This is a genomic window from Corynebacterium kutscheri (assembly GCF_000980835.1).
Taxonomy (GTDB): Bacteria; Actinomycetota; Actinomycetes; order Mycobacteriales; family Mycobacteriaceae; genus Corynebacterium; species Corynebacterium kutscheri.
Map to the genome: position 1 here is coordinate 230,785 of NZ_CP011312.1, position 25,760 is coordinate 256,544.

The 25,760-nt window shown below is 49.0% G+C and carries 23 protein-coding genes; 13 read left to right on the forward strand and 10 right to left on the reverse strand.

The window, feature by feature from the left end; all coding sequences use genetic code 11:
- Positions 1-31: 31 nt before the first annotated feature.
- From rfbA to UL82_RS01075, 6 genes are all read right to left on the reverse strand, one after another.
- Entirely contained in the window at positions 32-892 is an 861-nt protein-coding gene (rfbA, locus tag UL82_RS01050; protein ID WP_046438523.1) for a glucose-1-phosphate thymidylyltransferase RfbA, read from the reverse strand.
- Positions 893-2,263, reverse strand: a complete 1,371-nt coding sequence (locus tag UL82_RS01055; RefSeq protein WP_046438525.1) for a sugar nucleotide-binding protein — start codon at positions 2,261-2,263, stop codon at positions 893-895. It abuts the gene before it with no gap.
- A complete protein-coding gene (gene rfbB / locus UL82_RS01060; RefSeq protein WP_046441030.1) occupies positions 2,263-3,249 on the reverse strand; it encodes a dTDP-glucose 4,6-dehydratase in 987 nt (328 codons plus the stop codon). The genes UL82_RS01055 and rfbB overlap by 1 nt, the downstream gene beginning before the upstream one ends.
- A gap of 15 nt (positions 3,250-3,264) precedes the next feature.
- Complete coding sequence (locus UL82_RS01065; RefSeq protein WP_046438526.1) at positions 3,265-4,446, reverse strand: polysaccharide biosynthesis protein; 1,182 nt, start codon at positions 4,444-4,446, stop codon at positions 3,265-3,267.
- Positions 4,447-4,510: 64 nt separating this feature from the next.
- Positions 4,511-6,424, reverse strand: coding sequence for a prolyl oligopeptidase family serine peptidase (locus UL82_RS01070; RefSeq protein ID WP_046438527.1), 1,914 nt, complete (start codon positions 6,422-6,424; stop codon positions 4,511-4,513).
- 202 nt (positions 6,425-6,626) lie between these two features.
- Positions 6,627-7,685 (reverse strand): alpha/beta hydrolase, encoded by a 1,059-nt coding sequence (locus UL82_RS01075; protein WP_046438529.1) that lies wholly within the window; start codon positions 7,683-7,685, stop codon positions 6,627-6,629.
- A gap of 545 nt (positions 7,686-8,230) precedes the next feature.
- On the opposite strand from UL82_RS01075, the gene lpdA reads away from it, so the two are divergent.
- The 8 genes from lpdA (at position 8,231) to UL82_RS01120 (ending at position 16,191) form a co-directional block, all read left to right on the forward strand.
- Entirely contained in the window at positions 8,231-9,640 is a 1,410-nt protein-coding gene (gene lpdA, locus UL82_RS01085) for a dihydrolipoyl dehydrogenase (protein ID WP_046438533.1), read from the forward strand.
- Positions 9,641-10,020: 380 nt separating this feature from the next.
- Positions 10,021-10,779 (forward strand): succinate dehydrogenase cytochrome b subunit, encoded by a 759-nt coding sequence (locus UL82_RS01090; RefSeq protein ID WP_046438534.1) that lies wholly within the window; start codon positions 10,021-10,023, stop codon positions 10,777-10,779.
- 24 nt (positions 10,780-10,803) lie between these two features.
- Positions 10,804-12,816 (forward strand): fumarate reductase/succinate dehydrogenase flavoprotein subunit, encoded by a 2,013-nt coding sequence (locus UL82_RS01095; RefSeq protein ID WP_046438535.1) that lies wholly within the window; start codon positions 10,804-10,806, stop codon positions 12,814-12,816.
- Positions 12,816-13,565: a succinate dehydrogenase/fumarate reductase iron-sulfur subunit gene (locus tag UL82_RS01100; RefSeq protein WP_046438537.1), complete on the forward strand. Its 750-nt coding sequence runs from the start codon at positions 12,816-12,818 to the stop codon at positions 13,563-13,565. Before UL82_RS01095 ends, UL82_RS01100 begins: the two co-directional genes overlap by 1 nt.
- Positions 13,566-13,660: 95 nt before the next feature.
- Positions 13,661-14,002: a hypothetical protein gene (locus UL82_RS01105; protein WP_126316381.1), complete on the forward strand. Its 342-nt coding sequence runs from the start codon at positions 13,661-13,663 to the stop codon at positions 14,000-14,002.
- A gap of 102 nt (positions 14,003-14,104) precedes the next feature.
- A complete protein-coding gene (locus UL82_RS01110; RefSeq protein ID WP_046438539.1) occupies positions 14,105-15,391 on the forward strand; it encodes a DUF445 domain-containing protein in 1,287 nt (428 codons plus the stop codon).
- Positions 15,392-15,411: 20 nt separating this feature from the next.
- Positions 15,412-15,705 carry a DUF2516 family protein gene (locus tag UL82_RS01115; protein ID WP_046438541.1) on the forward strand — a complete coding sequence of 98 codons (294 nt, stop codon included), beginning with the start codon at positions 15,412-15,414 and terminating at the stop codon, positions 15,703-15,705.
- Positions 15,706-16,191, forward strand: coding sequence for a beta/alpha barrel domain-containing protein (locus tag UL82_RS01120; RefSeq protein ID WP_052735832.1), 486 nt, complete (start codon positions 15,706-15,708; stop codon positions 16,189-16,191). It begins immediately after the preceding gene.
- Here the strand turns inward: UL82_RS01120 and UL82_RS01125 are convergent.
- The 3 genes from UL82_RS01125 to UL82_RS01135 are packed head-to-tail and all read right to left on the reverse strand — an operon-like array spanning position 16,188 to position 18,309.
- Positions 16,188-16,943, reverse strand: coding sequence for an LmeA family phospholipid-binding protein (locus UL82_RS01125; RefSeq protein WP_046438543.1), 756 nt, complete (start codon positions 16,941-16,943; stop codon positions 16,188-16,190). The genes UL82_RS01120 and UL82_RS01125 overlap by 4 nt on opposite strands.
- Before the next feature lie 46 nt (positions 16,944-16,989).
- Positions 16,990-17,802, reverse strand: coding sequence for a methylase (locus UL82_RS01130; RefSeq protein ID WP_046438544.1), 813 nt, complete (start codon positions 17,800-17,802; stop codon positions 16,990-16,992).
- Positions 17,803-17,805: 3 nt separating this feature from the next.
- Positions 17,806-18,309, reverse strand: a complete 504-nt coding sequence (locus tag UL82_RS01135) for a DUF2505 domain-containing protein (RefSeq protein ID WP_046438546.1) — start codon at positions 18,307-18,309, stop codon at positions 17,806-17,808.
- 39 nt (positions 18,310-18,348) lie between these two features.
- Here UL82_RS01135 and UL82_RS01140 point away from each other — a divergent pair, with 39 nt between their 5' ends.
- Entirely contained in the window at positions 18,349-19,434 is a 1,086-nt protein-coding gene (locus UL82_RS01140) for a UDP-N-acetylmuramate dehydrogenase (RefSeq protein ID WP_083966375.1), read from the forward strand.
- A 62-nt stretch (positions 19,435-19,496) separates the two neighbouring features.
- Positions 19,497-20,552 (forward strand): App1 family protein, encoded by a 1,056-nt coding sequence (locus tag UL82_RS01145; protein ID WP_046438550.1) that lies wholly within the window; start codon positions 19,497-19,499, stop codon positions 20,550-20,552.
- A 36-nt stretch (positions 20,553-20,588) separates the two neighbouring features.
- Here the strand turns inward: UL82_RS01145 and UL82_RS01150 are convergent, their stop codons facing one another.
- Entirely contained in the window at positions 20,589-22,286 is a 1,698-nt protein-coding gene (locus tag UL82_RS01150) for a long-chain-fatty-acid--CoA ligase (protein WP_046438552.1), read from the reverse strand.
- A 124-nt stretch (positions 22,287-22,410) separates the two neighbouring features.
- Here UL82_RS01150 and mshA point away from each other — a divergent pair, with 124 nt between their 5' ends.
- From mshA to UL82_RS01165, 3 genes are all read left to right on the forward strand, one after another.
- Positions 22,411-23,682, forward strand: a complete 1,272-nt coding sequence (gene mshA, locus UL82_RS01155) for a D-inositol-3-phosphate glycosyltransferase (RefSeq protein WP_407921683.1) — start codon at positions 22,411-22,413, stop codon at positions 23,680-23,682.
- Positions 23,683-23,784: 102 nt separating this feature from the next.
- The gene (locus UL82_RS01160) at positions 23,785-24,531 is read left to right on the forward strand and encodes a phosphoglyceromutase (protein ID WP_046438554.1); all 747 of its coding nucleotides are present in this window, start codon (positions 23,785-23,787) and stop codon (positions 24,529-24,531) included.
- 31 nt (positions 24,532-24,562) lie between these two features.
- Complete coding sequence (locus tag UL82_RS01165; RefSeq protein ID WP_126363938.1) at positions 24,563-25,678, forward strand: sensor histidine kinase; 1,116 nt, start codon at positions 24,563-24,565, stop codon at positions 25,676-25,678.
- Positions 25,679-25,760 lie beyond the last annotated feature (82 nt).

Genomic DNA, 25,760 nt, shown 5'->3' on the forward strand with positions numbered 1-25,760 from the left:
ACAGGAAGGGGTAGAAAGGACTCACGGGAGTCTATTTCGAGGCACGTAACAGGTACTCTCCGTAGCCAGACTTGCGCAGAGGCTCGGCGAGCCTAGTCAATTGCGCAGTAGAAATAAAACCCTCCTGCCAGGCAGCAAGTTCAGGCGATCCAATAATTATGCCAGTGCGTTTTTGCAACACCTCAACATAGGCGGCAGCCTCGCTCATTGAATCGATAGTGCCAGTGTCGAGCCACACATCACCGCGAGCGAGCTTTTGTACATTTAACTGGCCACGACGCAGGAATTCCTCATTCACGCTAGTGATTTCCAATTCACCACGCGCTGAAGGCATGATGCTCTTGGCGATAGAAACCACATCGTTGGAATAAAAATAAAGCCCAACAACCGCATAGTTGCTTTTGGGTTGCGTAGGTTTTTCTTCAATTGAGATTGCTCTGCCAACCGCATCGAAGTCGACCACACCGTAGCGCTCGGGATCTGCCACTTCATATGCAAAGACTGTACCTCCATGCGGTTTTTGGCAGGCTTTGAGTGCTTGGCCGAGAGCTTGGCCGTCGAAAATATTGTCACCGAGAACAAGCGCTACATCATCGTTACCAATGAAGTCTTCGCCGATGATGAATGCCTGGGCGAGTCCGTCAGGGGAGGGTTGAACTGCATAAGACAGTTCTATTCCCCAGGCGTGGCCGTCGCCAAGCAAGCGTTGGAAGCTTGGTTGATCTTCGGGTGTGGTGATAATGAGAATTTCGCGAATCCCGGCCTGAATAAGCGTGGTCAGCGGATAGTACACCATGGGTTTGTCATAAATCGGCATGAGCTGCTTCGAGATGCCCTTGGTGATCGGGTACAGTCGCGTGCCGGAACCGCCGGCGAGAATAATGCCTTTCACTTACAGCTCCTTGAGATACTCGTTAAGCCCTTCACGCCAGTCGCGTGGCGAAAACCCCGATGCGGTAATTTTATCTAGCGACAACGTGGAATTCTTTGGCCGCGGTGCGTGCGCATCGGTGAAGTATTCCTCAGTCGATGACCGCATTACGGTGTTTTTCCCAAAAAAGCGGAAAACAGCATCCGCAATATCCGCCCAAGAGACGACGTCGCCCGCATTAGAGAAGTTATATGTCCCGTACGGAACCTGCTTTTCGACGACCCACTTAATCGCCTTCGCGAGATCACACGCAAAGGTAAGCCTTCCTACTTGATCGTCAACCACAGTAGGAGTAATCCCGCGGTTAGCTAGCGAGGCCATTGTTTTAACGAAGTTATGGCCATTACCAACAACCCAACTGGTGCGGATAATGTAATGCTTTGTTGCGGTTGCGGCTGCGATGTCGCCAGCAGCTTTGGATTGCCCATATACATTCAGTGGGCTAGGTGGCTCGTCTTCGGTGTGGGTGCGAGTGCCGTCGAAAACGTATTCACTAGAAACATGCACCAAAGTGATGTGGTATTTTTCGGCGATCTTAGCGAGCTTGGCAACCGCAGTGGCGTTGATATTCCAGGCAGTAACCGCACCGCGTTCTGCTTCATCGACAGCGGTGTATGCTGCTGCATTGATAATGAGGCCGTAATCGCGCCAGCGACGTGCTGATGCAATATCGCCGGTGATGTCGAATTCCTCGCGGGTGCAGACTTCCGCTGTGGGAAAAATCTCAGCAAGCGCGGTGGCAAGCTGGCCGCCTCCTCCGGTGATGAGGATTTTTTTCGGCGGCACTGGGATTGCGTCGATAAGCAAAGGGTGTTTGAGATCTTTCTCACTGAGTTCACTCTCGCTGAGTGGAATAGGCCAGTTGATGCCAAGCTGGGGATCGGCGAGGTTAACAAAGGAATATGACGCGTGTGGATGCCAATGATCGTTTACTAGATACGTGTATGCGGTTTCTTCGAGTGCTTGGAACCCATTGGCAACACCGCGCGGGACGAATACCGCCACACTCGGGGTGATCTCGTGGGTGTAGACCGCACCGAAGGTAGGCGAACCTTCACGAAGGTCACACCAGACACCAAAAACCCTTCCGGAAGCCACTGAGATGTACTTGTCCCACGGTTCGGCATGCAAGCCGCGGGTTACACCGGGTGCAGCATTGAAACTGATGTTGTTTTGGACGGGACGAAAATCTTCGGGAAGCAGTGCGGTTTGTTTTTCTGCGTGCCAGTTTTCTTTAAACCAACCTCGGTTATCCCCGTGGACAGTCAGGTCGATAATGCGTAGTCCGTCGATGGGTGTTGTATGTGCCGCAAGAGGCGTGGAAAACCGCATTAGTGTCCCTTCTTCGCATAATTGCGTTCGACGTCATCTTTGAATGGCCGCCACCAGGCTTCGTTGTTGGTGTACCAGGCGATGGTTTCGATAAGGCCATCGCGCATGCCGGTGTCGGTGAAGCGGGGTTGCCAGCCGAGTTCGGTGCGTAGTTTGGTGGAGTCCATGGCGTAGCGCATGTCGTGGCCGGGGCGGTCGGTGACGTGTTCGAAACCTGGTGCTCCCATGAGTTCGCAAATAAGGGTGATCACGTGCAGGTTGTTGACGTGGTCGTTGTCGGCGCCAATGATGTAGGTATCGCCAATGGTGCCTTTATCAAGAATTAGGTGGATGGCATCGTTGTGGTCGTCAACGTGAATCCAGTCGCGGACTTGCTCACCGGTGCCATAGAGTTTTGGGGTAAGCCCGGACAAAATATTGGTGATCTGGCGGGGAATGAATTTTTCGATGTGTTGATAAGGGCCGTAATTATTGGAGCAATTTGAGATGGTCGCATTAATCCCAAAGCTACGGATCCAAGCGCGAACTAGGTGGTCGCTTCCTGCTTTGGTTGCTGAATAGGGAGAAGATGGGTTGTATGCGGTTTTTTCGGTGAAGCGGTTGGGATCGTCGAGTTCGAGGTCACCGAAAACTTCGTCCGTCGATACGTGATGGAAGCGAACGTTGTGTTTGCGGATAGCTTCTAGCAATGTGTACGTGCCCACAATATTGGTGTGCACAAAAGGCCAGGGATCAGCCAGTGAGTTATCGTTATGCGATTCGGCAGCGAAATGCACCACCAAATCCGACTCGCTGACCAAAGTATCCATTAACTGCGCATCCGCAATATCACCCTCGACCAACTGCGTGCGCGTGCCCGCCAGATTTGCTCGATTGCCCGCATAAGTTAGCTTATCGACGACTGTAATCTCATATTCCGGTCGAGTCTCAAGCGTGCGACGCACAAAGTTCGCCCCAATAAAACCAGCACCACCAGTAACAAGCATCTTCATAGATGCTCACTATACGGTGGATTTTTCCTGCTTTCGGTCTCCCACACCACATAATTGCACCCCAAGCCCTGATAATGGGCCAAGGGTCAGTGCTGCACACGAAGCAATCTCAAGCGGAAGGTTCGTCGCTAAGACAATAACCGCAATAAGCGTTGCGACGACCCACCCCAGCAAATACGTCCCGTGCTGCTCGCGGGCGAGTGCTGCAGCACTAGTAATCATTAAGGATGCGGTACATGTTGCACCAATTGTTAATGCACCGAGTAACCAGGCTGGGATGGCGTAGGCGGATCCTAAGATCGTGACCATGAGCCATGGTCCCAACGCGTATGCGGTTATCGAGCCGAGGATTCCGCATACCCACACGATTAATAGTGGCGTGCGAACCGGGGATCCGTGAACGAAGCGCACAATGAGCGTCGATTGGAATTGTTGTAAAGGAACAAGTAGCGGTGCGCGGGTGAGCGTGACCGCATAGATGATTGCTGCTGCTGGTACTGTGCTTGGTTCGGAGTGTACGAATTTGACGATTGTCGGAAAGCCTACGATAAGAACTGCGGTTGCCCCGCTAGCTGCCATAGATGTCAGTGCGCGGCGGACAAAACGGCGGGTGTCGATATCCGCATAAACGTCTATTCCTGGTCGAGTAGCCAAAATAATGACCCAACTTACTGCGCCCATAACGGTAATCACCATAAACGCCAGTAGTTGCCATCCGAGCAGCCAGGCGATTATAGCAAGCACCATGCGTGAACCAGTGTCAAGGGTGATCAGCAAGGCGTAGCGACTCCACAGTTTCTTACCGGAAAGGATACCGCCTACTACCGCCTGAATTGTGTAACTGCCTAGACCTAACGAAAGCAGGAATATGCCGGGTAGTCGATGCTCGCTAATAATTTGCGGTGCCCACCACCAACCTGTTGTTGCCATCACCACCGCAATGGCAAGTGCGATCCATATTCCGACGACCATTGGCCGCGCCCGGTTTTCTACTTGACTAGGCGTTGCGACGGTGCGGGTAGTTTCTTGCATCAGTCCGGTTAATACACCGGTGCCAGCAAAGAATAAACCCCAGTAGGCGGTAAATTCTTCGGCTTTGGCGGTGTTATCGCCAAACGCCCAGGCAGCAACAATGATCACAACGAAGCCGGAGATCCCCGCAATGATGGTGGCTAAAGTCATATATCTCATTGCAGATCCAGCCTTTGTAATATGTGTATTTCTATCCGCGCTGCCGTTTTCACAGACAGCAACTTTACTCCAGCATTGTGTTAAGCCAGCCGTAGACGAGAGCATTCATGAACGCTATTTGTTCATTATTCGCCGCACCTGCGTGTCCACCTTCAGTATTCTCGTAATAATCAACACGCTTACCTGCTTCTTGCAATGCTTGTGCAAAGAGTCGCGCATGTGCCGGGTGAACACGATCATCGCGAGTTGATGTAGTAATGAGCGCAGGTGGATATGGTCGATCAGAAATATTATGCAGTGGTGAATAGCTACGCAGCGTTTCTTTTTCCGCACCCTCGGGATCGCCATACTCCGCCATCCATGACGCGCCGGCTAACAAGGTGTGGTACCGCATCATATCGGTCAACGGAACCTGAATAACTGCTGCGCCAAATGCTTCCGGATAACGAGTCAATGCTACAGCCGTTAGCAATCCACCGTTAGAACCACCGCGTATGGCAATTTGCTCCGGAGTACTGAAACCGCGCTCGACGAGATCACAAATGACCGCATAGTGGTCTTCGTAGCAGACCACGCGGTTATTTTTTATTGCTTGTTCATGCCACGAGGGGCCGAATTCGCCACCGCCACGCAAATTTGCTTGCACATAGTAGTTGCCAGCTTCAAGCCATGGCCCAAGCAAACCACTGTATTGCGGTACTAGTGAGATCTCGAAGCCTCCGTATGCGTAAACGAGAGCTTTATGCGGTCCGTCGAAACGCCCAGTGATGAAATAAGGAATGCGGGTGCCATCGGCAGAGCGTGCCCAATACTGGCGGGTTTCGAGACCATTGGTGCGAAAGAGTTGTGGTGCGCTAGCTACGATTTCGCCGTTGCGATATAGGGTTTCGGGTTGGGTGAAGGAACTTGTTGCAATAAAGACTTCTTCGCTGAAGCGATCGGTGGCAACTACTCGTGCAGTAACCAGTGGAGGTAGTTCGATGGGGCAGGGGGTAAAAGTTTCTAGATCGTAGGCAATGATGTGGCTGGAGACATTATCAAGAATGGTTACCAAGACCCGGCTATTGGTGAAATCTAGGGTTTGTACGCTGCTTGTGGGTGTGGGGGTAAAAAGAACATGCACAGTGCGGTTTCCGGCTAAAAACTCATCGAAATTGCATACACCAATACCTCCGGCGGGGATACCGAGAAATTCGCTGCGGGGTAATAAAAATAGCCAGTGACGAAAAACTGAGATAGAACAATCTTGAGCTACTTCGATGATTTGTAAACCCTGCGGGGTGTGTAGGAAAGTACGTTGCGAATAAAAGTCGATTTGTCGGTGGGCGAATAACCGCTGAAAACCGGGGTCAGTATCCGCCCATGCGCTAATCATGAGATCGTCGGCATGCCCAGAGAAAAACTCTTCACTGTCAGCTAATTTTTGCCCGCGCCGCCACAAATGACTGCGTGCCGGATAGCCTGAATTGGTCAAACTGCCTTGACCAAAATCAGTAGAGATTAGCACCGTGTCAGCATCGATCCAACTAATTTCGCTTTTTGCTTCCGGCACATAAAAATCATCAGTAAAAATCCGTGCCTCAATATCAAACTCACGGATTACCACTGCATCACTACCACCGCGGGATAACCGCACTAATGCGAGATCGGCTTCCGGAAAGCGAACGTGTGCTCCCTTCCACACCCAGTTCTCGCCTTCTTCCTTGGCAAGCTTATCGACGTCGATAAGCACCTCCCAGGTACACATATCGGTTGTTCTTCGCCAGAGACCGCGTGGGTTTTTCGCATCGCACCAGAAGTTATACAACCATTTTCCGCGCCGGGTGACATATGTAATGCGGTCATCGCGGTTGAGTTGGTCAAGGAAGCGTTGTTGAAGGGTAGGGTCGCAAAATTGTTGGGTTTTTTGTGACCATTTTTTAGCCCATTGGCAAGCGGCGGGGTCGTCGATACGCAAAAGATCCATGAATGTAAGCATAGAGACGATAACCGCATTGAAGTTGTTTTAAGAAGTCTGCGTGTGATCGTGGTTAAGAAAAAAGTACGTCGCAGTGGTTGTTTGCGACGTACTGTTGTTGTTCCACAATCGCATTCAAAACCGCATAAGGGTTAGTGACTATGAAAGACAGTAAACCGTGAATGCGTACAAGCGTGGTCAGATTTGGTGGCTGAGTTTTAGATTAGATTCCCCAGGCGCGGGCGAAGGTTTCCCAGGAGCCGCGTAGGTCGTCTTGCCAGTAGCCCCAGGAGTGGGTGCCAGTGTTGCGCAAGTTGAAATCGGCAGGGATACCAAGGCTATCGAGCTTGGTCTTAAGCTGGTGGGTGCAGGCATTGGTGACTGCTTCAATGGCGCCACCCTCAATGATGGTTGCTGCACTAGTTGCGGAAGCAGTAGCTGGGTCGAGCTTTTGCAGACGTGGTGAAAGTCCTGGTAGATCCCAAGTTCCGGCTAGGCCAGTGGCGTTGGAAACATAAACGGCGGTGCCGCGTAGTTTTTCTGCGTTGGTCAGTGCGTCGTTATAGATCCATGCTTCGGAGCCAATTGGTCCCCACATTTGCTCTGGGGTGGCTTTACCCCGATCAAGGGTGAGTTTGATGGAAAGAACACCTAGTGGGCTTGAGCTTCCTGGGCAGCCAGAGAAGGAACCGACGGCGTCGTAAAAGCCTGGGTTGTGCTGTGCATAGAGCAAACTGGTGGTAGCAGACATGGACATACCAGTGATAGCGCGCTGGTTATTTGCTTTGAGCATTGGTTCGATGGTTGCTGGAAGCTCTTTGGTGAGGAAGGTCTCCCACATTTGGCGGCCGCCGAGGTGCTCGTTTTCGGATGCCCAGTCGGTGTAGTAAGAGAATTTTCCAGACATAGGGATGATGACGTTAACGTCTTTTTCTTTGTAGAAGTCGATAACGTCGGTTTGCATGACCCAGTTAGCGCGTCCTTCGCCACCGTCGCCACCGTTGAGTAGATAAATGGTGGGTCGATTTTCGTGAGCAGCTTTGATGACCACCAAAGGTATCTCGCGATTATTCATTGAGGGGGAGGTTGCCCACATCTCAACAACACGCTCATTGTCAATTTTGTCGCGCCATGCTGGGGACACAGACTCATTGGTGTATTGCTTCACAGTTGCCTTATCAGCGCTGGCCAGCTGTTGCGGTGTTAGTTCTGCGGCACCGGCAGGAGTGCTGATAAGGAGTGAGACGGCGGCAATAGTTGCTGCTACAGTACGAAGTTTCATGCAGAGATTCCTCTTCTTTGAGCTTTCTTTTAAGCTTTGCGACGCTTATTTGGATCAGAAATCCGTGGACATGTAAAGGTCATATCGCCGCTAACGATACTTTTTAAAGGTACGCGGGCGTAAACGGTGTTGCAAGCGTAATAGTAATGAATAAGATAAATGTCGGTGGTTGGAAAATTACATAAGCAAAGATTTGTTTATGCCCGGCCGTCAGATACATTTTTACCTACGCCGTATACGTGGCCGGATATATAAGGACTTTTATTATGGAACAGATCCTCGTTTTTATTAACACTATTCTTGGCAGCCTTATCCATATTGGCTCTTCCGGCTCTTCGCATTTGGGTTTGCTGCTTAACCTTTTCTAAATAAAGAATCTGTTTGAATATGAACAGGTAGTGATCGAAATTGATCACAGTTTGATGCTTGTTTGAGCATGTGCGCCCGCGATGCGGGCTTTTTCTTTACTTGTGATGGGGAACTTTTACCCCCTGAAAGGAAGAATTCAGTAACAAATATGTTGAATTTTCCGTATTCTAGAGTTCGTGACTGAACATTATGACGTAGTAGTACTTGGTGCGGGCCCTGGTGGCTACGTATCTGCAATCCGCGCGGCGCAGCTTGGTAAGAAGGTAGCTGTCGTCGAAAAGCAGTACTGGGGCGGTGTCTGCCTTAACGTGGGCTGTATTCCGTCGAAAGCACTGCTTAAGAATGCTGAAGTGGCGCATATCTTTAACCATGAGAAGAAGACTTTCGGAATTTCTGGCGATGTCTCCTTCGATTTTGGGGCAGCACATGCACGTTCGCGCAAGGTCTCTGAAGGTATTGTTAAAGGCGTTCACTACCTGATGAAGAAGAACAAGATCACCGAGATCGATGGTCTAGGTTCGTTCAAGGATGCGCACACTCTCGAAATTACTGAGGGCAGTGACGCCGGCAAGACAATTACTTTTGATAATTGCATTATTGCTACCGGATCGGTTGTTCGTTCTCTGCCAGGGGTTGAGATCGGTGGAAATATTGTTTCCTTCGAAGAGCAGATTCTTAAATCTGAAGCCCCGAAGTCTATGGTGATTGTTGGTGCTGGTGCTATTGGTATGGAATTTGCCTATGTGTTGGCGAATTATGGCGTAGACATCACCATCGTAGAGTTTATGGATCGCGTGCTACCTAATGAGGATAAGGACGTTTCCAAGGAAATTGCTAAACAGTATAAGAAGCTGGGGGTCAAGCTTCTTACTGGGCATAAGACCACCGCTATTCGCGATAATGGAACTGGTGTGGAGGTTGATGTCGAATCCAAAGATGGCAGCAAGTCTGAAACTATTTCCGCTGATCGCGTTATGGTTTCCATTGGTTTCGCACCGCGTGTCGACGGCTATGGCCTGGAAAATACTGGTGTGAAGCTTACCGAGCGTGGCGCAATCGATATTGACGAGGAAATGCGCACCAACGTGCCACATATTTTCGCTATCGGTGACGTTACTGCGAAGCTGCAGCTTGCCCATGTTGCTGAGGCACAAGGTGTTGTCGCTGCCGAGGTTATTGCCGGTGTCGAAACCCAGCTACTGGGCGACTATATGAATATGCCGCGGGCAACCTTCTGTAATCCACAGGTTGCTTCTTTCGGTTATACCGAGGAGCAGGCTAAGGAAAAGTTTGCTGATCGCGAGATCAAGGTAGCTACTTTCCCATTCTCTGCTAACGGTAAGGCGCAGGGTCTTGCGGAGGCGGTAGGTTTCGTAAAGATTATTGCCGATGGTGAATTCGGTGAGATTATTGGTGCCCACATGGTTGGTCCAAGCGTTTCTGAGTTGCTACCAGAACTTACTTTGGCGCAGCGCTTTGATCTTACTGCTGAAGAAATCGGTCGCAATGTGCATACTCACCCAACCTTGTCAGAAGCTATGAAAGAAGCTGCTGAGGGAATTATGGGACACATGATTAACCTGTAGGTGCTGATCAACCTGTAACTACAGTAAATAAAAGGGAGCCTTCGGGCTCCTTTTTTGGTTGCCTGCTTCAGCTGTGGCTAGTGGGGCAGGTGGTATCAGCTGTGCGTCAGTATTTTGGTTGAGTCCAAAAAGGGGGTAGCCCAGTTTTGATGTTGGAAAGTGTGGTATTTCGATACTGGTAAAAATGTCACTTTGCGCTTCATTAAAAGCGCAGCTAGCGCCCGGCATCGGAAAGCTATTGAGAAACCGAAACAGTTAAGGCTTGCCTAAACAGCAGGTCGTAGGTGGTTTTTATCCATATGAGGTAAGTCACTACAGGGGTCGTCAAGTGGTTTAACACTGAGTAAACCTAATAAAGTAAAGACGACACTGGAGGTGCCATGACTGTAAATAACATTGATCGTGACGCAATTGCGCACGGAAAAATCACTGAAAAGCCGCTACGTGAGCGGCCAAAGTTGCCGACGTGGGCACTAAAGCTAGGGATGGCCGTTACTGGTCTTATTTTCGCTGCTTTTGTGGTTTTCCATATGGTCGGAAATCTTAAAGTTTTCTTGCCTCATTATGAGGATGGAACTCATCCTATTGATATCTATGGCGAGTGGCTGCGTAATCTTTTGTACCCGCTCTTGCCCCATGAAACATTCCTATGGATCTTCCGCCTCACCCTGCTAGCAGCTATTATCCTGCACATTTATGGTGCATTTGCCTTGACTGCTCGCTCGCACAAGTCGCGCGGAAAGTTCCGCCGCACCAATATGACTGGCGGATTTAACACCTTCGCAACCTCGACGATGCTTGTTACCGGCATTATCTTGCTTGCGTTTATTATCTTCCACATCCTTGATCTCACTGCGGGTGTGGCACCTGCGGCTACCGATGTTTTTGAACACGGTGAGATCTACGCCAACATGGTGGCAAGCTTTAGCCGTTGGCCAGTAACCATTTTCTACATCATTGCCATGGTGGTGCTGTTCTTGCACCTAAGCCACGGTATTTGGTTGGCAATCTCGGATCTCGGTATTACTGGTAAGCGTTGGCGAGCTGTTTTGCTGGCGTGCGCATATATCGTTCCGGCCATCGTTATGATTGGCAACATTTCCATCCCACTATCCATCGCCCTTGGCTGGGTTGGCTAGTAGGCGACGAAGAAGGTTAATTTTATGAGCACTTACTCTGACACCGCTCGCCCTGCGTTCAACCACCCAGAATCCATCGTTCCTGGCGTTCGTCCTGGTACGGTTTTGGACTCGCACGAGCCGCACGGCGTTCCTAAAAAAGAAATGTGGGAGTACCAAAAAAACCACATGGAATTGGTCTCCCCGCTTAACCGTCGTAAATTCCACATTCTTGTGGTTGGTACCGGTCTTTCCGGCGGTGGCGCAGCAGCCGCTCTTGGCGAGCTCGGCTACAACGTCAAGGTATTTACCTATCATGACGCCCCTCGTCGTGCGCACTCTATTGCCGCACAGGGTGGCGTGAACTCCGCTCGTGGTAAGAAGGTTGACAACGACGGCGCATATCGCCACGTCAAAGACACCATTAAAGGTGGCGACTACCGTGGTCGTGAATCGGACTGCTGGCGCTTGGCGTATGAGTCCGTTCGCGTGATCGACCACATGAATGCTATCGGTGCACCTTTTGCTCGCGAATACGGTGGGGCCTTGGCTACTCGTTCCTTCGGTGGTGTGCAGGTTTCTCGTACCTATTACACTCGTGGTCAAACCGGCCAGCAGTTGCAGCTGTCTACCGCCAGCGCATTGCAGCGTCAGATTCACTTGGGCACTGTGGAGATTTTTACCCACAACGATATGCACGACCTCATCATTACTGAGAAGGATGGGCAGAAGCGTTGCGAGGGCTTGATCATGCGTAACATGATCAGCGGTGAATTGGTTGCTCACACCGGTCATGCTGTTATCTTGGCTACCGGCGGTTATGGCAACGTTTTCCACATGTCAACCCTGGCAAAGAACTCCAATGCGGGCGCGATTATGCGCGCCTATGAGCATGGTGCTTACTTTGCGTCGCCATCGTTTATTCAGTTCCACCCAACCGGTTTGCCGGTGAACTCCGAATGGCAGGCAAAGACCATTCTTATGTCTGAGTCTTTGCGTAACGACGGACGTGTGTGGTCACCTATCGTTGCTGGCGATGACCGCGATCCGAACACTATCCCTGAAGAAGAGCGTGATTACTTCCTGGAGCGCCGGTACCCTGCCTTCGGTAACCTGGTGCCTCGCGACGTGGCTTCGCGTGCAATTTCTCAGCAGATCAATAAGGGCCTAGGTGTGGGGCCACTGCACAATGCTGCTTACCTAGACTTCCGTGACTCCATCGAGCGCCTTGGCCAGAGCACCATTCGTGAGCGTTACTCCAACCTCTTCCAAATGTATGAAGAGGCTATTGGCGAAAACCCATATACGGTGCCAATGCGTATCGCCCCAACATGCCACTTCACTATGGGTGGCCTGTGGACCGACTTTAATGAAATGACCTCTATCCCAGGTCTTTTCGCTGCTGGTGAGTGCTCTTGGACTTACCACGGTGCAAACCGTCTGGGCGCAAACTCCCTGCTTTCGGCATCGGTTGATGGTTGGTTCACCCTGCCATTTAGCGTGCCAAACTTCCTAGCCGGACACCTAGGTGAAGAGCGTCTTTCTGACGACGCTCCAGAGGTTAAGGCTGCTCTTGCCCGTGCCCAAGCACGTATTGATCGTTTGATGAATATCAAGGGCGATAATCCACACGGACCTGAGTACTATCACCGCCAGCTCGGTGAAATCCTGTACTTCTCTTGTGGTGTGGCTCGCAATATTGAGGACCTTAAGTCCGGCATCGAGAAGATTCGTGCTCTACGCAAGGACTTCTGGGCAAATATGCGCATGGTTGGCCGTACCGACGAGATGAACCAAGTTCTGGAATACGCAATGCGCGTAGCCGACTACATTGACCTTGGCGAGCTGATGTGCGTGGACGCACTTGACCGCGATGAGTCCTGTGGTGCTCACTTCCGTGACGATCACCTCTCCGAAGAAGGCGAGGCAGAGCGTGACGACGAAAACTGGTGCTTCGTTTCCGCATGGGAGCCAGGCAAAGCTGAAGGCGAGTTCATCCGCCACGCAGAGCCGCTCACCTTCGAATCGATCCCGCTGATGACAAGGAACTACAAGTAATGAAACTCCATCTTGAAATCTGGCGTCAGGCTGGGCCAAACGACGAAGGTCACTTTGAGTCTGTCACGGTCGAAGACGCCGTAGCACAAATGTCTATTCTGGAGTTACTGGATCACGTTAACTCCGGTCTGATCGAAGAGGGCAAAGAACCATTCGCTTTCGCTTCAGACTGCCGCGAAGGTATTTGCGGTACCTGTGGTCTGATGGTTAATGGCCGCCCACACGGTTTGGAAAAGAACAAGCCTTCTTGCCACCAGCGTCTAGAAAGCGTTGCTGATGGTGCGACCTTGAAGATTGAACCTTTCCGATCCGCTGCATACCCAGTGATTAAGGATATGGTCGTCGACCGTTCCGCACTTGATCGCGTGATGCAAGAAGGCGGCTACGTTTCGGTGAACGCTGGTACCGCGCCTGATGCGGATACCTTGCACATGAACCACCAAACCGCTGAGCTTGCACTTGATCACGCAGCGTGTATCGGCTGTGGTGCTTGCGTCGCTGCCTGCCCGAACGGTGCAGCCCACCTATTTACTGGTGCGAAGCTAGTTCACCTTTCGCTTATGCCATTGGGTAAGGAAGAACGTGGACGTCGTGCCCGTAAGATGGTTGACGAGTTGGAAACCAACTTTGGACACTGCTCCTTATATGGCGAGTGTGCTGATGTTTGCCCAGCAGGTATTCCATTGACCGCTGTTGCCGCGATCAATAAGGAACGCGCCCGCGCAGCATTTAGCGCCAAGGATCATTAATCACCCTCATAAGGTAGTACTGCGCTGACACTATTAGCGCAGTACTTATGCAGGGGTTATCCTTAACGGTACAACTACTAGAGAAAGGGCTGTCCATGGCAGGAACGACCGTTGATAACAAAGGCTATCCAGTTTTTTCCGGTCGCATGGAGTACATCGACGGGTACGATCCAGTCAGCCTGTATGCACCGCATTCTTCTTTGCAACGCATGAGCACCTGGTTAGGCATGGGAATGATTTTGACCTCCCTAGCCGGATTAGGAACGTTCGTATTTGGTCTCGGTTCCGGACTCGTTGGCACTCAAGAACACTACCTGGCATACACCATCGGTGGTGCTGTTGCGGCAGCAATTTTGATTATCGGTGGCTTTGCGCTCATTTACCGTGGGCGTCGTTACTACCGGCAGTACCGCGCAGAGACTGGACGCGTGAACTAATTTAGCTTGACACCTCCTGATAAGAAAAGGCTCCCTCGGGAGCCTTTTCTTTATTAGCGAACAGATTGGGAAACCACCAATAAAGCAGGAATAATCGGATCCATGACTACGATGCCGTCACTGAGCGCCGAATCGGAAGCACAAAAACGCGCCAGTTTAAGAAAACATAAAAATATCGCGCTTGCTTTTTTGGTCGGTGCGGCCGTGATCTTTTTTATCTGTAAAGTTTTTGAAGCACGCGGTTATGAAAGTTTTTGGTTGGGCTTGGTAGAAGCCGGTGCCGAGGCGGGGATGGTTGGTGGCCTGGCGGACTGGTTCGCTGTGACAGCTCTTTTTCGTTACCCCTTGGGTTTAAGATTTATTCCGCATGTGGCTATTATCCCGCATGCTAAAGACAAAATTGGCGACGAGCTCACACAATTTATTCGCTCAAACTTTTTAACTACTGATCAGATTCTTGGCAAAATTAATGAGTTTGATATACCGCATCAAGCCGGGGAGTGGCTTCGGGAAAGTGAAAACGCCAACAAGCTTTCTGGATATATGGGTAGTTTTGTGCTTTATGCGGTCAACAACATTAATTCTGATGATGCTCAGGCAGTGATCCAGCATGGGGTCGTCGAAAAGCTGGCGGAGCCTGAATGGGGACCACTTATTGGCAAAGCAGGACGCAAGCTTATCGCTGATGGACACATCGAGCCATTGATTGATGATCTTATTGAGTGGGCTTATGGCAAGGTCATTGATTCGGGCGATTTCTTTGCCAAGATTACTAGGGATAAGTTGCCCAATTGGACGCCATCATTTGTCAATGAAATAGCTACTGAGAAAGTTCATAAGGAAGCAATCAAGTGGGTGGCGGAAATTCAAGCGGATCCAAACCACGATGCCCGTATCGCATTGCGTCGTTTTTTGAATCAGCTTACTGAGGATCTACAAACTGATCCGGAAATGATTGCCAAAGTTGAACGCATTAAAAATGACATTATGGCTAGCGATTCTGTTGTTCAAGCAGGGGCCACGCTGTGGGAAGCGGGTGTGCGTACGCTCACAGAAGCGATGGAAGATCCGCAGAGTTTGGTGCGAATTAAAATTGCTGATTTTGCTCGTTCTGCAGGTGAAAAGCTTATCGACGATCCTATGTGGCGCGATGCGGCACACAACTATATTCAACGCGTGGTCGGATACGTTGCGGATCGGCATATGGGCGATATTATTTCGATTATTTCGGATCAGATTCGCGGCTGGGAGGCCAAAGAAGCCAGCGAGAAAATTGAGTTAATGGTGGGCAAAGATCTGCAATATATCCGCATTAACGGCACAGTAGTTGGTGCTTTGGCTGGTGTCGTTATTTATTGTGTAGGTTATTTAATATTGCTGTTGTCGTAAAAATACCTGGATAGGAAATTATGGTTGCTTTTGTAGGTTACGTCTTGGCCTTGCTCATTAAAGGCTTTTATACAGTGCTGGCGATCAGTGGCGTTATTGGTGTGATTCTTGTACTTGCTACTCGTGCCGATGCCTTTGAAGTAGCAGATAGGCAACCAAAATATGTGTGGGCGGCGTTGTTGCTTGCTTCGGCATTCGCATTGATGCTGCAAATACGCTTTTTAAGCTGGGCGGGTATTGTCATCATTGGTTTGTATTGGTTTGATGTGCGACCACAGATTAATAACATCCTTAATGGGAAATTTGGTTGGTAGATGATCCGATCTTTTCTTGGCCAACCACGGGATAAAGTTCCTAGCAGTGGCGATTTACTAGTTGATCCAACGCTTCTCGACACAATCACTAGCGACGGTCGCGTACTTTCGGTTGCCGGATACCCTACCGGAAGGCACCACAGTCTAGTAAAAGCAGCTGAGGCGCGGTTAGCTGTCCAATGCGGTGCTACCGAAATAGTGGTGGTGCTTGACGATACGCGTCTTTTCGACTCTTATGCGGTTATGTCTGAGCTTATTGCTTTGCGCGAGTCAGTAACACAGCCAGCCAAACTGATTCTTGCCGTCGATACGCTTCTTGTTGATCCCATGCAGGCACGTACGCTCGCGCACTATGCTCATAAATGCGCTTTCGATGGTGTGCTCATGGGATGGAAAGAAAGCGCCCCAGAGTTTTTTCAAGAGCTACCACCATTGGAAATATTAAGTTTTACCCCCGGTTATGGGACGCTTATCACTAAGGGTTAATAGTCTAATTCGGAGAGCTTTACATTGTTGCCGCTGGCAGTAAGACCAAAGCCAGTATCAGTAACTATAACGGTATCGATATGTAAATTCTGTACATAACCGTTAGTTCCTTGTTGGAATGCTTTGGAGATCATTTCAACAACAGAGTCCGGTAATTCAAAACCGAATAGGTGTGCGTTTGTTGCGGTTAACTGAAGCGTTCCGTCAACAGCTTCTGGTCTAAAGGTGAGTACCGCGGCACCAGAAGATATTTCTACATCGAAAGACCCAGTTCGTGCAGTGGGAGTAATTGCGGTGACTTGCACAATATTGTTGATGACATTTGCGGCTAATTCCTCAATAGACTCGGCCTGCTGCGTAGATGTGTTTTCGGCGAGAGTTTTTTGCACATCCGCGAGAATATAATCACTAGTTATTAAAGACGCGACGGTAATATGCTCTGCTGTGGGGTTGTCCGGGTCGGTAAGTGAAAGCCCGTCGATTGTTATTGTTGTTGCGGGTTGACCGGTTATTTCTTGGACTTTCCCAGTATCATCATGGGTGATATGCACAGTATCTGGTGAATCAATTTTTAAATGTGAGATCTTTTTGGTGACTAACCCTGGGATAAGTGGTTGTGCGCCAAAAGAAACCGAGACCGCTTGCATATCATCTTTGGAAAGCTGATGGGAAATATATACCCGTGCATAAAACTCCGCAATGAGTACGAGTGCGAGCAAGCCAATAAAAAGTTTAAGAATGGTTTTCGTCATTGTAATAGTGTGACTTAAAAACCGCGTAGATTCCACCGTTATGCGGTTATGGTGCGATTTCTGCCCAGGAAATCGTGAGCTGATTATCACGTATAGGTCGCCTAATCGGATGAAGTGGAACACCATCGGCAACAAGTGCGTTGTGTGTTTCTCGCCAGCGAATGCGTGGACCAAAGGTGGAAAAAGCGGCCATACGATGCCAGTAGCTGTCTAAAAGCGACAAAAGTTCGTGTATCTTTTCCCCAGGTATATTGCGGTGAATAAGTATTTTGGGTAGCCGTTCAGCGATGTCTGAAGGCTTTTCGACGTCAAATGGGTCCCATGAGAGGGTCAGAGTTTGAGGACCAGTGTGATCAAGTACTATCCAGGTTGCCCGACGCCCGAGCTCATCACAAGTTCCTTCAACGAATTTCCCTTCCGGGCGCAGCCGACTTAACACCATCTCCCAGGCGGATTCGACTTGTGAAACATCGTATTGCCGCAACACATTAAAAGCGCGCACAATATCGGGGGTATAGCCGGCAAGTTCAAAACCACCGAGTTCGAAACTGACTCCATCACGTGGTGGCAAGATTCGTTGCGGGTCGATTTCTAATCCGATGATCCGAATATCAGATCGGGTTTTTCTTAACCAGCGTGCCCACTCGACGGTCGTCGTAAAGCTTGCTCCGTAGCCTACATCGAGGGCAAGGGGATTAAGACTGTGGTGTAATAGGCGCGAAAAATCCGCATTAAAGTGCATCCAACGGTCGACGCGGCGTAAACGCTGAAAACCCGTCGTGCCACGAGTAATGACACCGACGGGTGCGCCACGACCACTGGCGAAATTGGTGCGCATATTATGCGCGTGGTCAGCCATAGATTAGAGGTTTTCAGAAATCCACTGTTCGGTCAGAGCACCTTCGTTGGCAAAAAGCTCGCCAAGTGCTTCAGCAACTTTAGGTTCGATCGCTGGACCCATGAAAGGAATATTCACATTGACTTCATTGGCATAACTGAGAGTGGTTTGCTCGTTTTCACCGTGAAGAGAAATCTGACCTTTGAAATCAACAGGTGTGCCTTTAACATCGGCAGTGTAGCTGATTGCTGCGTCATTTCCTTCTAAACCAGCGACGGTAACTACGCGCTTAACCTTGAGCGCCTGGCTAATCATGGCGCGAACGGCTTCCGGAAGAATGTCGAGCGGAAGGATCTCGAACAAGGTTGCAACTGCGCCGCCATTAGCATCGGTGAACTCGTGAAGCTCACCTGGTTCCGGAGAAAGTGTGGTTGCAATGAAGGTCCAATAGTCGGCGTTGGTTAGCGCCTGGTGAACTTTTTCAGCAGAATGATTAATTGTTACGGTGTTCTCACTACGAGTTGTCATGAGCTACAGACTACCCTTAACAGAGTGAGAGACACATTTATGGCACTCGAATCCATTCCCGGAAGCGAAATTCGGGAAACAAATTTTGCGGAATTAACTACTCTGCATCTCGGTGGAACCCCGATATGCGCTGTGGAATGCACAACAAGTGAAGCCTTATGCGAAGTGGTGAAGCTTTTCGACGATAACCGCATTAAACAACTCATTGTCGGAGGCGGCTCGAATTTAGTTGTCGCAGACGGCGCATTAGATATATGTGCAGTGATTGTTGCCACCAAAAAAATTACTATCGACCCAGATACCGGCATTGTTCGTGCTGAAGCCGGTGCTTGTTGGGATGATGTTGTAGCAGCGAGCGTTCATGCGGGTCTAGGTGGAATTGAGTGTTTATCTGGTATCCCGGGTTCAGCGGGGGCAACACCGGTGCAAAATGTGGGTGCTTATGGTGTTGAAATTGCTGATGTTTTGACCCAAGTAAAACTTTATGATCGAACAACTGGTGAGGTTTCGTGGGTACCAGCAAGTGGATTGGAGTTGGCTTATCGTTATTCCAATCTTAAATTCACGCATCGGGCAGTAGTACTAGAAATTGAGTTGCAGCTTACTACTGATGGACTTTCAGCTCCGCTGCGTTTTGGTGAGTTAGCAAGAAAACTTGGGGTTGATACTGAGGGTGATACATTGCGGGTGGATGCGAGATTAGTGCGTGATGCGGTTATGGAACTGCGTCGTGGAAAAGGGATGGTTTATGACGAAGCGGACCATGATACGTGGTCAGCGGGCTCATTTTTTACTAATCCGATTGTTAGCGTTGAAACTGCGCAAAAAGTGCGGGCTTCTTTAAGTGAGGCTGATGCACAAACTATGCCGTGTTTTGATGCTGGGGGAAAAAAGAAATTATCTGCAGCATGGTTGATTGATCGAGCTGGTTTGACGAAAGGCTACCCTGGGCAGGGCTTGGTGCGATTGTCGTCGAAACATACATTGGCTTTAACTAATCGAGGCGGTGCCAGTACTGCCGAGTTGGTGGAATTAGCTCGTGATGTGCGCGCAAAAGTTCAGCAACGATTTGGGGTGTTATTAGAACCTGAGCCTGTATGGGTAGGGGTAAGTATCGATAACTAGTTAAGTTTAATTGCTTTTTCACTTGTGCGTTGCTCAGAGTAAAACCAGTAGGCTGTAAAACTATGGGCTTGTCAGATATTGTGCGCAGCATCGAACATGCATATAACCGCTATAACGTAGCTAAAAAAGAAAAAGCTGGGTGGCAGCGCAGTATTGTTCCTTATCGCGGGTTTGGTTCGCAAGACAGAGTGCATGTGATTGGGCGAATTCTTATGGAGGATCCAGATGATTCGCTTCTGATCGATTTCCGTGATGGTGCGCTGAAAAACCTGAGTGAGGATGTTCAGCGTGGTTGGCGACAATTTTTTACTGCACAAGTAGAAGGGGTGCCGGTAAGAGTAAAAGTTGGCAAGCAAATAGTTGACACATTGAGTAATGCTAATGGCTATTTCGATGTCATTATTCACGATCATGGTTTAGCAACTGGTTGGCAGCAGGTACATATTAGTGCTGAAGGGGCTCAAGATGTGAGTACAGAGGTACTTATTGTCGCCCCAGAGACTAAAATCGGTGTGATATCTGATATTGATGACACGATTATGGTGACTTGGCTACCACGGGCTTTGCTTGCCGCCTGGAATTCTTGGGTGAAGGACACGAACAGTCGTGAACCGGTAGATGGAATGAGCCAGTTTTACCAGGAGATATTGAGCAAATACCCGGAAGCGCCTGTTTTTTACTTATCGACGGGAGCTTGGAATACCTACGACACTTTAGTTCGGTTCATCGATAAGCATAATTTCCCACCTGGCCCACTACTGCTTACCGATTGGGGCCCAACGCCAACGGGACTCTTCCGTTCAGGTCAAGAGCATAAGAAGGTACAAATACGCAATCTTTTTATTGAGTATCCAGATATTCAGTGGATACTTATCGGCGACAATGGGCAACATGATCCACTCACTTATGGTGAGGCGGCAGTAGATCATCCCGAGCTGGTACAAGGGATTGCGATTCGGGAATTAACGCCAACGGAGCATGTGCTATCCCATGGCACAGTTTCGGAATTATCAGGTACTCGTTCTAACGCTGTGCATGATGTGCCGACGATTTCAGGTTCAGATGGTTATGAATTACTGAGGTTGTACCAGCAGCATCCTTTTAAAGATAATCAGTAGCAAAATGCCCGCATAGAACTTCTATGCGGGCATTTTTTAATTGTTGATTCTGTTTAACACGATGTCGCGGACGTCGTGACGGCGAACCTTGCCGAGCTGATCAGATGGTAGCTCTTCGAAATGATAGAAAGTACGCGGTACTTTATAGCGAGTGAGCCTTTCACGGCAGAACTCTTTTAGTCCTTCTGGATCTAGGGCAGCACCTTCGCGCAATGTGATTGCTGCAACGACATATTCGGAACCGTCTTCACGAGGTAAACCCACTACCGTTGAATTAGTAATATCGGGGTGGGCATTTAGTGTTTCTTCAACTTCTGCTGGGTAAACATTGAAACCACCAGTGATAATGACTTCTTTAATACGGGCGACGAGGCGGATAAAGCCATCTTCTTCCATAATTCCGACATCCCCAGTGCGGTACCAACCATTGTGGAAACTAGCTGCTGTGGCTTCTGGTTGGTTGAGGTATCCCTTAAATATCTGGGGGCCACGTACAAGTAGCTCGCCTTCTTTACCATCGGGCATTGTTTCATCGAGGTTATCTGGATTAGCGATGCGCACTTCAGTATCTGGGAAAGGGATACCTACGTAGTTGGGGCGTCGATTGGTATTCATTGGATTGCCTACAATGATTGGGGAAGTTTCGGTAAGACCGTAGCCTTCAACAAGAAGTCCACCGGTAAGGGCTTCCCAGTCTTCAACGACGTGGCTTGGCAGAGTCGATGCTCCAGAAAAAGAATTGCGCACCCCAGAGATTGAGATACCTTTTTCTTTTGCTGCTTCCACGATTTTTTGATACAGCGTTGGCACACCCGGTACCCATGTGGGAGTGTGCTTTTTCATGATCTCCATAATCAATGGAATTTGTGGTGACGGTAATAAAACAATTTCACCGCCGATGTATACCGCTAAATTAAGCACAATAGTTAGTCCATAGGCATGAAAAAATGGCAATGCTGCTAGACAACGTTCTGGCTTATCACCAAGATGTGGTACCCATGCTTTGCCTTGTAGCAAATTGGCAAAGAGGCTGCCGTGGGTTAGTTGGGCTCCTTTAGGGGTACCAGTTGTCCCGGAGGTGTACAGGATAACCGCAACGGAGTCGGTGGTGATCTGCGGGTCAAAAATGTCGCTTCCGTTACCGCCCATTGCGTCAGAAATAAGCACTTCCCATGGAATAGTGTTTGCTGCCGGCATCGAGATTTGCTCGTGCCGATTCTTCATTATTGGAAGAGCTAGTGCGAATCGCTTCAGTGGTGGCATGGCATTAATCATGTTGACTGAAACAATGGTTTCTAGCGGTGTGCTGTGGCGTAATTTTTCTAAAGTAGTAGCAGCTTTATCCCACACGATAGCTACTCGTGCTTTATGATCTTGGAAAGGTGCTTCAAGTTCATGTGCGGTATACAGCGGATTATGCTCGACGACGATAGCGCCGAGTTTGAGTATCGCAAAATAGGCGGCGATGTGTTGTGGGCAGTTAGGCAGAATAAGCGCAACTCGATCGCCGGCGCGAACACCAAGTGCACGTAAACCAGCAGCGGCTGCGCGAACCTGTTTATCTAACTCGCCGTAATTTTGGCTGCGCCCAAAGAAATAAGTAGCAGGTTTAGTTGCGTTGAGAGCAAGATTATTGTTGTAAATATCAATCAGTGTTGTTGATGAGTAATCGAGTGAGTGTGGTGTCCATTCGCCGTAGTATTGCAACCAAGCTTTGGATTCATATGCTGACAATTGAAATGTCCTTAAAAGTTACGAAATAGTAAGTACTGTGTGTGAGCTTAGCAAAAATAGCAATTGAGCTAGATGTTTTTGCTTTTCGACGATGATTCTTGCATACATGCATAGAATGTTGGTCATGCGTATTGCCATGATTTCTATGCATACTTCTCCGCTGACTCAACCTGGCTTAGGTGATGCCGGTGGCATGAATGTTTATGTACTCAACATTGCTCGTAATCTCGCGCGACAAGGCGTTGAAGTAGATATTTTCACCCGCGCTACTCGAGCTAGCCAAGGTGAGATAGTAGATGTTGAGCCAGGTTTACGGGTAATTAATATCGTGGCGGGTCCTTATGAAGGGCTCAATAAGGAAGAATTGCCTACCCAGTTAGCTGCTTTTGCAGGTGGGATTGTGCAATTTTCTAAGTGTCAAGGTGTTGTTTATGAACTTATTCATTCGCACTATTGGTTATCTGGACAAGTTGGTTGGTTGTTGCGTGATCTATGGGAAAAACCGCTTGTGCATACTGCGCACACCTTAGCGACGGTAAAAAATATTCATCGTGGCGAAAACGATACTCCCGAATCAGAGGCACGACGTATTTGCGAACAACAACTTGTCGATAATGCCGATGTATTGGTTGTTAACACCAGTGAAGAAGCGAAGGATTTAGTTCGTCATTATGATGCGGATCTTAATCGGGTAGCGGTGATCGCGCCGGGGACTGACACACAATTGTTTACTCCAGGAACGAATCGTAATACGGAAGTGGCGCGGCGTAATTTAGGTATACCGTTGCATACAAAAGTCGTTGCTTTTGTTGGACGATTGCAGCAATTTAAGGGGCCTCATATTTTGTTGCAAGCAGTCAGTGAGTTAGTTGAGCATGATCCGCAACGCAATTTACGTGTTCTTATTTGTGGTGGTGCTTCTGGAGCGCTAGCAAGCGTGGATTACTACAAGGATATGGTGAAGTCTTTAGGTATTGCGCATCGAGTGCGGTTTTTGGATCCGCGTCCGCCACAAGAGTTGGTTAGTATTTATCAGGCAGCAGATATTGTTGCTGTGCCTAGCTACAATGAATCGTTTGGTTTAGTTGCTATGGAAGCCCAGGCTAGCGGCACACCAGTAATTGCAGGCCGTGTGGGTGGATTACCAATTGCGGTTTCTGATGGAGTTACCGGAGTACTTGTTGACGGGCATAACCCACATGATTGGGCTTATGCATTAGGGCAATTACTCGATGATGATGAGACTCGGATCAAGATGGGTAAAAATGCGGTAAAACATGCAGCGAATTTTTCTTGGACCGCATCGGCATCAAAATTAATTGAAGTGTATTCTTCTGCGACATTGGCTGAAATATCTGAGTGTACTGGTCGGCAAGCAAGTGGCATGGAACCGTGATGTGGCCGTCGATAAGCAAAAAGAAACGGGCAGAAGTGTAAAGAATCCCACATTTTTGGTTATAGGATGACTACTATCGGTAACCGTGGCACACTGTGAAATATGAGTAATGGAAAACTGATTCTTCTGCGCCACGGACAGTCTGAATGGAATGCTTCTAATCAATTCACGGGTTGGGTTGATGTTAACCTCACCGCCCAGGGTGAAGAGGAAGCAAAAAATGGCGGCAAGCTAATGAAGGAAGCTGGCGTTTTGCCAAACGTCGTGTACACCTCTTTGCTGCGTCGTGCCATCCGTACTGCAAATATTGCACTTAATGCAGCAGATCGTCACTGGATTCCAGTTGTTCGCGACTGGCGGCTTAATGAGCGCCACTATGGTGCATTGCAAGGTCTTAATAAGGCAGAGACCAAGGAGAAGTACGGTGACGAGCAGTTTATGGAGTGGCGTCGCTCTTATGGCACTCCACCACCAGAGCTAGATGATGCTAACGAGTACTCGCAAGCAAATGATGTTCGCTACGCAAATCTTGAGACCGTCCCACGTACCGAATGCCTTAAAGATGTTGTTGTGCGATTCGTTCCTTACTTTGAGGAGGAAATTCTTCCTCGGGTTAAAAACGGTGAGACTGTTCTTGTTGCTGCACATGGAAATTCTTTGCGCGCACTAGTCAAACATTTGGACAATATCTCTGATGACGATATCGCAGAGCTTAATATTCCTACCGGTATTCCACTAGTTTATGAATTGACTGCCGACGGTGAAGTTGTAAACCCAGGTGGTACTTATCTTGATCCAGCTGCCGCTGCAGCTGGAGCTGCTGCCGTTGCAGCACAGGGTGGGAAGTAAAATTTGTTCAAGCCAGCTACAGTAGTAGCTGGTGACAACATTAGTAGCATTTTTGTTGGGCGTGACTCTTATGGGTCTCGCCCTACTGGCATTTCAGGGGATGAGACGAAGAATCACATCGCGGTACAAAAACGTTGATGCGGTTAGTCGGGTATTACAGCTATCAGTGCAGGAAGCTCCCATTGGGATTACGGTTATTGATCACAATGAAGATATCAACCTGTGCAATTACCGTGCACAGGATATGGGTGTGGTACATAATCAGATGTTGCACCAAGAAATTCGTCCCTTAGTGAAACAGTGCTTTACTGATCGAGAAACCCGTATTTGTGATTTCACCCCGATAAAAAAACGACTTCGGGTTACAAGTGTGCGCGCAATTATTCAACCGCTTGTCCTGAATGACGATTGCTTTGTGATTATTTATTCCACCGATGAGTCTGAAAATGTTCGCATGGAAGCAGCGCGACGTGATTTTGTTGCTAATGTTTCGCATGAGTTAAAAACACCCGTAGGCGGGGTGGCATTGCTTACCGAAGCTCTTTTGGAGGGTACTGATGACCGGGAGCATGTGGAGTATTTCGCCACACTTATTCACAAAGAAGCATTGCGGCTTGGTGAAATGATTACCGAACTGATTTCTTTATCTAAGCTCCAAGGTGCAGAAGCTCTTCCAGACATGCAGCCAGTGCTTGTCGACGATATTGTTTCTGACGCAGTTAACCGGAATAAAGTTGCTGCGGATGCAGCCGAGATTGTGCTGACGAGAAAAAATAAAAGTGGTGCGATGGTAATGGGAGATCGACTCTTACTTGTTACTGCAGTAAGCAATCTGATTAGTAATGCGATTAATTATTCACCAGCAAAAATGCCAGTGATCGTGGCTACGGAAGTAATTGAAGATACTGTGCATATTCAAGTTAGAGATCAAGGCATTGGTATTGCACCAAAATATCAGGAACGGGTGTTTGAACGCTTTTTTCGAGTAGATAAGGCCCGCTCCCGGTCGACTGGCGGAACTGGGTTAGGGCTAGCCATTGTTAAGCATGTTACAGCTAACCATGATGGCGAAGTGACTCTTCACTCAGAGTTATCGAAAGGGGCAACGTTTACGATGAAGCTGCCGATTTATCGAGGCATGCAGTAAATAATGGTGTTATTTCTGCACTGTCGGAATTAAACTTAAGCGTGGCGTACCTGTTGATTCAGAACATCGAAAAGCGAAAACA